Here is an 11,176-nt window from a genome sequence, read left to right on the forward strand (position 1 = left end):
GCGTCGCCCTCACCTCGTCACATCCGCTCGCTCAGAGCCAGTCGCTGCGGCTCGCGCAGCTCGCCGACCTACCGGTCAGAATGCCGGCTGAGAAGTGCGATCCCCTGGTCCACGGCTTCGTCGTGGATGCCTGCCGCCGGGCCGGTTTCGAGCCGCGGCCCGGACGGCCGGTGGGAACGCTGACGGACACCTTGGTCGAGATCGGCGCTGGAGCGCCCTCGTGGACGCTGGTCTACGGCGAACCCGGCACCATCACGACGACCGAGCGCGTGACCGTGATCCCGGTCGAGCCGGATCTCACGGTCACCGGCGCCCTGATCACATCCGCCACCAGGTCCTCAGCGTGCACCGAGACACTGCGCCGGGCCTTCTCGACCCACGACGTCAGCTGAGGTTGCCGGGGGTGTCGACGTGGCCGGTACCGCTGAGGTCGAACGGAGTCTCCGCATAGCCACGACGGACGTCGTTGTTCGTGTAGAAGATGCCTGAAGAGTCGCTGTCGGCGGAGATCGCATGGGCCGGCTCCGGCGCCGTGGAGGTCACCTTGTTGCCTTGGATGCTGACGTGCGACACAGCGGCGAGATGGATCCCGGCACCGCCCTCGTCAGCTCGCGCGGGGTTGGCGATGGTGTTGCCCATGATGTGCTGTTCCTCGCCATGCGAGACCGCCAGACCGTGGTGGTCCAGATCTCGTGCGTAGTTCCCGGTCACGACCGCCGACGACGAGTTGAGGACTTCGACGCCGTGGGCACCCGCTCCCAGGACCGAGTTGTTCGCCACGAGCGCCTCCGGCGCCCAGCGCACCACGATTCCGGTCTTGGCGGTATCGCGGACCACGTTTCCGGTCACCACACTGCCGTAGATCCGGCCGTCGCCGAGAGTCTCGTCGACGACACCGAACACCCGGATACCCTCGTCCCGAGTGGTGGTGTCGATGACGTTGTCCGCCACCACAATGCCGGAGATCGCTCGGTGGTCCAGATAGTTCGGATCGTCGTGCGGGCGCACCCAGACACCACCGCCCACGTCCGACATGGTGTTACCCGTGATGACGGCCCGGTTGACGTTCCGGATGCTCACCCCCCAGTACGACAGGCCACGCACGGTGTTCCCGGTGAAAACGAACTGGTCGTGGCTGGAGTCGGTGTACCCGCTATGACAACCGGCGAACGTCGGCCAATCCTCGCAGTAGTTGTTCACCACCCGGATCAGCTGGCTCTGGGTGTGGTCGCCGGCGCCGAACGGCTGCAGGCCGGGCCACGCCAGGTCGATGCTCACGGCTTCCTGGTTCCACGCCGCCGACGGCCGGGCTATCGAGCCGACGATCGTGCACGAGTCGACCACGCCGTTGAAGATCGCGTTGTACTCGATCGCGTGCCATTCCGACACGTCGCGGATCTCCAAGTGCTGGACGATGATGTTGGCGGCATGCCCGAACACGAGCCCCCACCCGGGCTGCGGGACCTCACGTGCGTTGAAGTCCCAGACCCCGCCTTCGACGATGATGTCCCCCGGCGCTTCGTACCCCGCGGTCGTGGTGTCCGAGCCGTCACGTGGGCCGTTGCTGAGCATCGCGGTCAGCTCGCCGGTACGGAGCAGCACCGTGCCGGGAGCCAGCGACAGCCTGGTGCCGGCGTAGATGCGAAGATGCTGCTTTTCGATCCGCCAACGGCCGGCACCCACAGTGACGTGGCCACCACCCTGGTCACGAGCATGGTCGAGGGCTCGCTGGATGGACGTCTCGTCCGGGTCATCGCCGGGGTGCTCGACGTGGAACTTCTCCCAGGGTGGCGTGGCGGCGGCCGGCGGGGCCGCCACCATCGTGGCGGCGGCCAGTCCGGTGCCGCCGATGATCGCTCCACCGAGAAGCGAACGGCGGGACGGGGCTGTTCCGGTGAGTTCCGACGGTCGGCGATTCGCTCTCCACATGCTCTGGATCCTCCATTGCTGGCGTGGCCGAGAACGGGTCTTCCTTTTCAGGCGATGACCCTCAGAGATTTCATTGTGTAGAGATTCATCCGATGGCGTCTATAGCTCGCCCTAAAGTGCGCAGTCTGCATTGTTCGAATGCGAATAGTGAACACAATCCGCTTCGGACCCTGTCGATACGCCGAGCCCGGAACGGCGTATCATCTCCAGCGCTTCAGGATCGGCGGAATCGTCGGTGAAGAGCTCATCGATCTCGGAGAGCCGGCAGACGCGCGCCGCCGCCATCCGTCCGATCTTGGACCCGTCGGCCGCCACGATCACGCGGTCCGCCCGCGCGATCAGTGCGGCGGCAGCGGCCGCCTCCTCAGGGTCGTGGTTGCCGGCCCCATGCCCGGCAACGATCCCGTCGACGCCGATCACAGCGATATCGAGCCTGATCTCCGACATGGACGCATGCATACCTGGACCGACGAGCTGGTGGGAGGTGCAGCGGTTGGTCCCCCCGGTGACGATGAGCGTCAGCCAGGCCTGGCTGGCCAGCTCCGCAGCGATGGTCAGCGAGTTCGTCACGACTGTCATGCCCATTCTCCCGGCGAGTGTCCGCGCTACCTGAAGTGTTGTACTACCACCGTTGAACCCCACGACCGGCCGGCCGAAAGGAATGGCTTCGGCGACGCGGCCGGCGATTCTCGCCTTCTCGCCGGCACGATGTGTCCGATAAGGCGCCGGCGTCGGAGCGAATTCGCCTGTCGACGTCGCACCACCGTGGGTGCGGGAGATGATTCCCTGATGTTCCAGGAATTGAAGGTCACGCCGAATTGTCGCGCTCGAAACCCGGAATTCCTCTGCCAGTTCGCTGACGTTCAAACTGCGGCCCGCGGCCATCCGCTCGACGATCGACGAGATGCGGTCCGAGCGGCGGCGAGTAGCCCGGAGCACGGTCAGCCGGCCGGGACCGTGAGATCCGCGACCAGCGCAAGATGGTCTGATGCGTCGCCCACCTCGACCAGGTCCACGGCCGTGACCCCGATATCCGCGGTCGCCAGGATGTAGTCGATGCGGATACTCCGGCTCACGGAGTCGAACGTGCCACCCAGTTCCGTGTGGCTTAGCGGCCACGCATCGGCGAACGGGCCGGTCAGTTCCTTGAGCGTCGCGCTCTCCGGGACGTCGTTCAGGTCTCCGGTGAGCACCAGCCCACGTGGGGAGCCTGGAAGCGTCCGGACGACGGCGCGGGCCTGTTCGGCGCGGAGCTCGGGGTTCTCGTGTGCGAGGTGGGTGGTCCACACGGTCACGGACGACTCTCCCAACAGCAACGACGCCCGCAACACACCGCGTTCCTCCATCCCTGGCCAGGCCGGAAGCGGCACATGGTCCCACCACTCGACCTGGTGCCGGGTGAGGATGGCGTTGCCGTACTCGCGCCGGGGACGGCCGACATCAGGCGGTGGCAGAGTCATGTCGGGGCCGTAGAGGGCGGTCATGCCGAGCCGGCGGCCCAGCCACCATGTCTGGTCCTGGAACCGGCTACGGCCGCCGAAATGGCGGTCGACCTCCTGCAACGTCACCACGTCGGCGTCGGTGGACTCGATCACCCGAGCCGTCCGTTCCAGGTCCAGAACGTCGTCGATTCCCTCGCCGTGCCGGATATTGAAGGTCAGGATGCGCACGGCCCGCTCACCGGGTGCCGAGCCGCTGTCGCGTGGCGTGCTGTCAGGAGAGGTCATCGGTGTGATCAGCTCATTTCTGCAGGTCGGAGCTCAAACCTTCGGGTCCTCGTTCGATGCGATACGCCACCGCGACCGGTTTGTGGTCGGATGGCGGGACACCGTCGGAGTAGAAGTCGACCACCTCACTGACCCGAGGGGCGAGCGGGCCACGGTGGAACTGCCAGTCGATGGTGGACGGCGTGAACTCCGGGTCGTTCACGTCCACCCGTGCCACCGGGTTGGGGAAGACCGGATGCGTCGCCGGCGAGAGACGCTTCAGGTAGCTGAACGAGTCCTCGAAGCCGGCCGAACGCAGGATCCACAACGGCCGCGCGTAGTCGTTGAGATCGCCGGTGAAGATGCACGGGATATCCGGTGCCAGCCGATTCAAGGCGTCGACCGTACGCCGGGCGTGCTCGGGCCGCGGGCTGACGTCGTCGTGCCACTCCGTTTCGTGGCCGGGCCAGGTGTAGTGCGCGGTGGCGAACACCAATGAGGTGCCGAGGTCGCGCACGGCGAGCCGAACCCAGAACAGGCAGGCGTCGTCGGCCCGGATGCCGATGTCCTCCGCCCCGTGATCCTCGTGCTTGAACAGGTCCCGGCGCCACCAGATGTTTCCCTGTCCAGCCCAGCCCGGGAAGTCATCCTCGACGCGGTCATGACCCTGAAGAACCTCGTCGATGACGGTCCGCGAGGCGAGACGCAGCTCTTGCGTGGCCAGGATGTCGGGGTCGCGGATACGCAACAGCTCCCGGAGCGGACCCGCACGATCCTCCCAGCGATGGTCTCCCCAGAGGTTGTAGACCATCGTGACCACCGTGTTCGCTTTCACCAGGTGCCCGCTTCCAGGATGACGGAGCGGCTCAGGTGACGTGGCTGGTCTGGATCCAGGTTCTTCGACAGGCCCAGCGCCACAGCCAGCCGCTGTATCCGGACCAGATCGGCCATGGCGTCGAGCCGATCGGCCACGACGTGTGCGCCGGCCTGGCGGACCTCGTCGATCAGCCCCGTGGGCGCATCGCCGCCGAGGAACCAGACGACGGCCGTGCTGTCGGCGAGACTGATCGGCCCATGCCGATATTCCATCGCAGGATACGATTCGGCCCAGGACAGAGAGGCCTCCCGCATCTTCAGCGCTCCCTCATGCGCGAGCCCGGCCGTCCAGCCTTGCCCGAGAAACACGAACCGCCGGCATTGCAGAAGTATCTCGTCCACGGGCTGGGCCAGTGCGAGCTCCGCCTGAGCGCTGGCCGTGTCGATCTCTTCCCCCAGATGAGCGCGTAAGAACGCGAGCGCGGTGGTGGCGAACCGCGTCTGCACCACCGACTTCTCGTCCGCGAAGTCGAGCACGACGAGCGCATCGGCCCGCTCCCGCACCGGGGAGCTGGCATCCGCGGTGATGGCGACCGTCGGCAACGATGTCCGCGGAGAACGCAGCACGTCGAGCACCTCGCTCGTCGTCCCGGACCGGGTGATTGCCACGAGCCGGTCATAGGGCCGGCTCACGGGGAACTCTGACGCCGAGAAGGCGTCCGTCTCGCCTTGCCCGAGGCGTTCCCGCAGGGTCGCGTATGCCTGTGCCACGAACCACGAAGTGCCGCAACCGATGACGGCCACTCGCTCGCCCGCCCTTGGAAGGGCCCCGGCTGCGGAGCTCAGCAGGGTGACCACCTGCCGCCAGCACTCCGGCTGGCTGTCGATCTCGGCTTGGACATGTGTCGCGCTCGGCACGGGTACCTCCGTTGTCTTTCGTGGGACTCGTCAGTCCTGAATGTCTCGGCCGAGCCGTGGGCGACGCTCACGCGCCGCCCACGGCTGCGTCGTCGCCTCAGGCGATGTTCGGCGGGTTGTTCACATGCCCGCTCCCCTGCATGTCGAACGCGGCGGTCGCGAAGCTGTCACGCACATCGTTGTTGGTGTACGCGATGTCGGACGAGCCGGCGTTAGAGACCATCGCGTGCGAGGGTTTACTGGCACCACTCCGCGTACGCACCGTGGTGCCCTGCACAGACACCAGCTCGACGTCGTTGAAGCGCACTGCCGGGGTGCTCGCCGGCGCGGCCCGGCCGGCGTTCACGACACTGTTGCCGGTGACCTGCTGGCCACGACCGCCGGATACGAGCAGGCCCTCGTCCTGGCTGTCTCGGATGTAGTTGGTCGCTATGACCGCCAGGTCGCAGTCCTGCGCCTCGATTCCGGCGGCACCGGTCACGAAGATCGAATTGTCGCTGATATGGGCCTCGGGTGACCATCTGGTGACAATCCCGGCGGTATTGGCCCGACGGATGACATTACCGGTCACCGACGCGCCGTAGATCTGCCCGTCCTCGCCCGATTCCGACTGACCGGCAAGTCGTATTCCTTCGTTACGAGTCGTGGTGTCGATGACGTTGTCAGAGATGACGATGCTGGTCACCGACTGCAGCTCAGGCACCGTCGTCGGTCGCAGCCACACGCCGCCGCCCACGTCGAACATGGTGTTACCGGTGATGACTGCCCTCGACGCGTTCCGCAGGCTGACCCCCCAGTAACTCAGGTTCGTCATCGTGTTGTCCGAGATGACGAACTGGTTGTGCCACACACCGCCGTATCCGGAATGGCATCCCGCGAACGTCGGCCAGTCCTCACAATGGTTGCCGATGATCCGGATCATCTCGCTGGGGGTGTAATCACCGGCCCCGAATGGTTGCAGGCCCGGGTAGGCAAGGTCGATGCTCAGGGCCTCCGCGTTCCACGGCCCGTTGGCTCGCGGCGTCGCCCGGATGAGCGAGCAGTTCTGGATCAGACCGTTGTAGATGGCGTTGTACTCGATGGCATGCCACTCCGGGACATTGCGGATCTCCAGGTCCTGCACGGTGATGTTGCGTGCATGCCCGAACACGATCCCCCAGGCCGGCCTGGGGTTGTTGTCGACGTTCACGTCCCAGACGCCGCCTTCGACGATGATGTCGCCGGGTCCGTCGTAACCGCCCGTGGTGGTGTCCGACCCGTCCCGTGGGCCGTTGGACAGCAGGGTGGTGGTCTCCCCCGTACGGAGCAGGGTCGTCCCCGGAGCAAGAGTCAGCCGGGTCCCGGCGTGAATACGCAAGGGCACCTCGACGTTCCACACGCCGGCGCCGACGGTGATGTGGCCACCGTCGGGCAAAGCCGCATCGAGGGCGTCCTGGATGGCTGTTTGATCCGGTGTGCCACCGGGATGTTCGACATGGTCGGCGGTCCACGGTGTGTTCGGGTCCTTTGCTGTGGCCGTGGGGGCCAGCGCCATGCCCATTCCGGTGGCGGCGCTTCCGGCGGCCAGGCTTCGGACCAATGATCGACGGGAGAAAAGCCGTGCTGGAGTGCGTGCGCTCGCAGTCATTCGTACTCCTCACGCTGGGTGGTGGGAAGGCAGGAGCAGGTAAATACTGATTGAACATGAGCGATAGGCGCCTCGATCGCTTGACAATGAGCATAGGTGTGCGCACGATTGAGCACAACCCGGCACGGTGCGAGGGTTCTCCCCGCCGTCCGTAGTCGTTCCGCCCGCTGATGTATCGGCATCTTCAGCGGTTTGACCTGGGGATTGTCCTGCTGACCGAGGAGAAGCTGTGATTCGAGGTATCCGTGACGATGGCCGAGTGACAGGCATTCGGACGCCAAGCCGTGCCGTTGTGGGAACCGCCGCCATGATCGGGCCGCTGCTCGCGGTGGCAGCGTGCGGGGCCGACGACGGCAGTGCCGAGGCCTCCGGAGAGGAAGGCCAGGTCCTGCACTACTGGTCCATGTGGCAAGACAGCGAACCAGACGCGCAGTACCTCCAGGAGGCGATCGACGAGTTCGAGACCGAAACCGGCATCACCGTGGAGGTGGAGTGGCACGGCCGAGACGTGATGAACAAGGTGCTCGCGGCTCAGAACACGGACTCTGTACCGGACGTGGTCACGCAGAGCACATCGAAAGTCGGCTCGGTGATGGTCAACACCGATCAGTACACCGACCTGAGCTCGCTGTACGAGCAGGAGGTATTCGGCGAGGACGTCACGATCGGTGAGGTGATCAACGAGGACTACGAGGTGGTGACGACAACTGAGTCCGGCGAGCCGTTCCTCGTGCCGTTCTTCGTCCACGCCTATGCGCTCTGGTACGACGCGAATCGGCTGAACGAGGTCGCCGCGAGCCCACCGGAGACATGGGACGACTTCGCTCAGATCCTGGAGGAGACACGTAGTTCCGGACAATCACCTCTCGCCCTCGACGGGGACATCGGGAGCTACGCCTCCATCTGGCCGGGCATGACGCTGGCCCGCATACTCGGGCCCGGCGGCTTACTCGAGCTCGCGACCGACCCGTCGGGTGAGGGTTGGGAAGACCCGGCGATCCGGGATGCCATGGTCGAGATCGGGGAGCTCGCCGCCAGTGGCTACTTCCCCGACGGCTACGACGCCAGCAAGTGGCCGACCGTTCAGCGGCAGTGGTTCGACGGCGAGGCGGACTTCCTGCTCATGGGATCGTGGGTGCCGCTCGAGGGAGACACCAAGGGGTGGGCGCCTGAGGACTTCGAGCTGGCCGCCATGAACTTCCCGGCGTTCGGAGACGATCGCTCGGTGCCGTTCGAAGCCTATGGTTTCGCCATCCCGAAGAAGGCGAAGAACGTCGACGCAGCTGAGCAGTTCATCGCTTTCATGTTGAACAAGGACACTCTCTCGACCTGGGCGAACGCGGTGCCCGTACTCCCGGCCCGCACGGATCTGGAGCAGGCCGGGTCGCTCGAGGGGATCTACACCATCATGCAGGACAACCAGCTCACACCACTGCTCGACGGGCTCCGCCAATACCATCCGGACTACTACTCGAAGATCTTCGAGCCGGCCGGACGTGATCTGATGCTGGGCGAGCTGAGCGGGGAGGAGTTCATCGCTCACATCAAGGAGCAGCAGGCCAACTACTGGGAGCTCAACCAGTGACACTTCTGCACGAGAGGCGGGACGCTCCCACTCGGAGCGTCCCGCCCGAGCGCCGTGGTAGTCCGGTCGACGTCATGCGCAGGCGCATGTTCTGGCCGTTCGTCGCACCGGCTACCGCGCTGTTCGTGGTCTTCTTCGTCGGCCCCACCATCGGCGTCATATGGATCAGTCTGAACGAATGGGCCGGAGCGGGCCCGATGTCGTGGCGAGGGCTCAAGAACTACGTCACGCTCGTGCAGGACCCGACCTTCCAGACCGCCTTCTCCAACAGCATGAAGATCCTCGTGCTAGTCGGCGGGTGTGTGTTCCTCGCGAGTTTCGCGTTGACGGCGGCGTTGCGGGAGATGAAGGGCAAGCGGCTAGCGCGATCGATCATCTTCTTCCCCGTCCTGGTGTCGGGCATCGTCATCGCACTGGTCTGGGGAATTCTGTTCCAGCACGGCGGCACGGTGAACTCGGTCCTCGGCAACTTCGGTGTGGAGCCAATCTCCTGGCTGAACTCGAGCAATATGTTCACGATGATCGGCCTGGGCATGGTCTGGATCAATGTGGGCCTCTACACCACCATCATCCTCGCCGGGGTCGACCGGATACCGATCTATCTCTATGAGGAGGCATCGCTGGCCGGAGCGAACGCCTGGCAACGCTTCAGGTACGTCACGCTGCCGCTGTCCAGGGACGTCGTGTCCGTCGCGGCTGTGCTCTGGACGATCGAATCGATCAAGATCTTCGAGTTCATCTTCGCCTTCGGGGGCACCACCAACGACATGCCGCCGACCTCGGTCTGGAACTCGGCCCTGTTCGTGTACGGCGAGTCGTTCGGGTCGTCGGCGTATCGATTCGGCTATGCATCCGCGTCGGCGTTGCTCATGCTGCTGGTCTTCACCGCCTTCGTGGTCCTGCTCCGCAGGCTCACCCACCGAGAACCGCTCGAGTTCTGATGAAGGGACAAGACGTGGCGACCACTGGCCGCAACACCGCCAGGGCACATCGACACACCGTCGCGAATTTCGTCAAGAAGGCACCGCGGTCGCTTGTGTGGCTCCTCGTCGCGGCGAACATCGCCGTACTCGTCTTCATGGTGCTGGCCTCCTTCAAGACCAGCGGCGAGATCTTCGACAGTCCGTGGAGCCTGCCGGAGGAGTGGAACCTGGACAACTGGACCGAGGCCTGGGTGACCTCGGGATTCGGGCAAGCGGCGAGGAACACCGTCATCGTGGTGGCTGCCGCTTCGGTGTCCGTCATCGCGCTCTCCGCGCCGGCGGCATACGTGCTGTCCCGCAGTCAGAGCCGGATGGCGAGTGGGCTCACCGTGGCGTTCGTCATGGGCATCGGCATTCCCAGCCAGGTTCTGGTGATTCCGATCTTCGTGATGCTGGCCGAGGTGGGCCTGGTCAACAGCCTGCCGGGACTCTACTTCGTTTACACGGCGCTCGGGCTGCCGTTCTCCGTGTTCCTGCTGACCGGGTTCTTCCGGTCGCTGCCGAGCGAGCTCGAGGAGGCGGCCCTGCTCGACGGTGCGGGGCCACTGCGGACGTTCTTCCGGGTCATGTTGCCGCTGGCGCGGTCGGGGATCATCACCGCGTTGACGCTGACGATCTTGTCGCTGTGGAACGAGACCCTGATGGCACTGGTCCTCTTGCAGGAGACGGCCAACTACACGCTGTCCGTGGCGCTGCTCGCCTTCTTGTCGACCGTGCAGTACGGAAGCGGAAGCTACGGTGCTCTGCTGGCCGGCGCATGTATCGTCGTCCTTCCGACACTCGCCGTGTACATCTGGCTCGGAAGGCGACTCATCGAAGGCATATCGCTCGGCTCTGGCAAGTGAAACGGAAGGTAGGAGTCCTGACCGCGATGCGCATCGTGCATATTTCGGACCTTCACATCGAGCCGGAGCCGGAGCGACGGTTTCCGGGCAGCTGGCGATCGCTGGAGAGAGACCGGTCGCAGCTGGCCCGTCTGGCTCCCGACCTCGTCATCGTCAGCGGTGACGTGACCAACTTCGGCGCGTACTACCGGGACCATCTGGTCCTGGCCAAGGAATGGATCGACACGATCGGCCTGCCGACGCTCACCGTTCCGGGCAACCATGACCTGGGGCCCAGCGTGCAGCGCGCACTGACGAACCAAGAGAACGAGGCCTATCAAGACGTCCCCTATCCGGAGACGCATTTCGGTTCGGTCTTCCTGCCCAGTCCGGTGGTCAGCCATGACCTCGGCGCGGTGCGGGTCGTCGGCGTCGGGCTCCGGGAGGGCGACCCGGACGGCGCTCTGCCCCGGTTGGAACGCCTGCTTGCCGCCGACGAGCGGCCGGTCATCCTCTGCGGGCACTATCCCGTGGTCCCGGCGCGCGAGACGCGGGCCTCGGACGAGTTCGGAACCGACGAGTTCCTCCCCACCGCCGGCCCGGCATTACTCGAGATCGTCCGAGCGCATCCGAACGTCCGCGCCTACGTGTGCGGGCACGTCCACGTCAACTCCGTACGCCCGGTTGCCGGGCATTGCGTCCAGATCACGGCGGGAGGACTCGGCCCAGGAGCGTCGGCGTTCCGGTCGTACGACGTGGACGGAACAGGCTTGACGTACTCGACACTG

Annotated in this window: 11 protein-coding genes; 5 read left to right on the forward strand and 6 right to left on the reverse strand. The window is 65.4% G+C overall.

Going from position 1 to position 11,176, the window contains the following annotated elements; all coding sequences use genetic code 11:
- Window positions 1-392 (forward strand): type 2 periplasmic-binding domain-containing protein (locus ELR45_RS04305; protein ID WP_205855923.1); only part of this gene is annotated, 392 nt, incomplete at its 5' end.
- Here ELR45_RS04305 and ELR45_RS04310 read toward each other — a convergent pair.
- The 6 genes from ELR45_RS04310 to ELR45_RS04335 form a co-directional block, all read right to left on the reverse strand.
- Window positions 385-1,929, reverse strand: coding sequence for a right-handed parallel beta-helix repeat-containing protein (locus tag ELR45_RS04310; RefSeq protein ID WP_129663735.1), 1,545 nt, complete (start codon window positions 1,927-1,929; stop codon window positions 385-387). The two genes, ELR45_RS04305 and ELR45_RS04310, sit on opposite strands and share 8 nt — an antisense overlap.
- A gap of 111 nt (window positions 1,930-2,040) precedes the next feature.
- Window positions 2,041-2,868, reverse strand: coding sequence for a DeoR/GlpR family DNA-binding transcription regulator (locus ELR45_RS04315; RefSeq protein ID WP_420813805.1), 828 nt, complete (start codon window positions 2,866-2,868; stop codon window positions 2,041-2,043).
- Between the two features lie 2 nt (window positions 2,869-2,870).
- Window positions 2,871-3,656, reverse strand: a complete 786-nt coding sequence (locus ELR45_RS04320; protein ID WP_129663739.1) for an endonuclease/exonuclease/phosphatase family protein — start codon at window positions 3,654-3,656, stop codon at window positions 2,871-2,873.
- Window positions 3,657-3,669: 13 nt separating this feature from the next.
- Complete coding sequence (locus ELR45_RS04325; protein ID WP_205855927.1) at window positions 3,670-4,470, reverse strand: endonuclease/exonuclease/phosphatase family protein; 801 nt, start codon at window positions 4,468-4,470, stop codon at window positions 3,670-3,672.
- On the reverse strand, window positions 4,467-5,369 hold the full coding sequence (locus ELR45_RS04330) for an SIS domain-containing protein (RefSeq protein WP_129663741.1): 903 nt from the start codon (window positions 5,367-5,369) through the stop codon (window positions 4,467-4,469). Before ELR45_RS04330 ends, ELR45_RS04325 begins: the two co-directional genes overlap by 4 nt.
- 97 nt (window positions 5,370-5,466) lie before the next feature.
- Entirely contained in the window at window positions 5,467-6,996 is a 1,530-nt protein-coding gene (locus tag ELR45_RS04335; protein WP_129663743.1) for a NosD domain-containing protein, read from the reverse strand.
- Window positions 6,997-7,255: 259 nt separating this feature from the next.
- Here ELR45_RS04335 and ELR45_RS04340 point away from each other — a divergent pair, with 259 nt between their 5' ends.
- The 4 genes from ELR45_RS04340 to ELR45_RS04355 form a co-directional block, all read left to right on the forward strand.
- Window positions 7,256-8,581, forward strand: a complete 1,326-nt coding sequence (locus tag ELR45_RS04340) for an ABC transporter substrate-binding protein (RefSeq protein WP_129663745.1) — start codon at window positions 7,256-7,258, stop codon at window positions 8,579-8,581.
- 74 nt (window positions 8,582-8,655) lie between these two features.
- The gene (locus ELR45_RS04345) at window positions 8,656-9,522 is read left to right on the forward strand and encodes a carbohydrate ABC transporter permease (RefSeq protein WP_129663747.1); all 867 of its coding nucleotides are present in this window, start codon (window positions 8,656-8,658) and stop codon (window positions 9,520-9,522) included.
- Window positions 9,522-10,409: a carbohydrate ABC transporter permease gene (locus tag ELR45_RS04350; protein ID WP_129663749.1), complete on the forward strand. Its 888-nt coding sequence runs from the start codon at window positions 9,522-9,524 to the stop codon at window positions 10,407-10,409. The genes ELR45_RS04345 and ELR45_RS04350 overlap by 1 nt, the downstream gene beginning before the upstream one ends.
- On the forward strand, window positions 10,406-11,176 hold a 771-nt coding region (locus ELR45_RS04355; protein ID WP_165367470.1), incomplete at its 3' end, for a metallophosphoesterase family protein. The genes ELR45_RS04350 and ELR45_RS04355, both read left to right, overlap by 4 nt.

Origin of the sequence: Phytoactinopolyspora endophytica (assembly GCF_004138495.1) — a bacterium.
In the GTDB taxonomy this organism is placed as follows: domain Bacteria; phylum Actinomycetota; class Actinomycetes; order Jiangellales; family Jiangellaceae; genus Phytoactinopolyspora; species Phytoactinopolyspora endophytica.

Bases quoted from the DNA above. Each gene is read 5' to 3' on its own strand.
- ELR45_RS04345 (WP_129663747.1), top strand. From the start codon at position 8,656: ATGCGCAGGCGCATGTTCTGGCCGTTCGTCGCACCGGCTACCGCGCTG.
- ELR45_RS04310 (WP_129663735.1), bottom strand. From the start codon at position 1,929: ATGTGGAGAGCGAATCGCCGACCGTCGGAACTCACCGGAACAGCCCCG.
- ELR45_RS04320 (WP_129663739.1), bottom strand. From the start codon at position 3,656: ATGACCTCTCCTGACAGCACGCCACGCGACAGCGGCTCGGCACCCGGT.
- ELR45_RS04350 (WP_129663749.1), top strand. From the start codon at position 9,522: ATGAAGGGACAAGACGTGGCGACCACTGGCCGCAACACCGCCAGGGCA.
- ELR45_RS04335 (WP_129663743.1), bottom strand. From the start codon at position 6,996: ATGACTGCGAGCGCACGCACTCCAGCACGGCTTTTCTCCCGTCGATCA.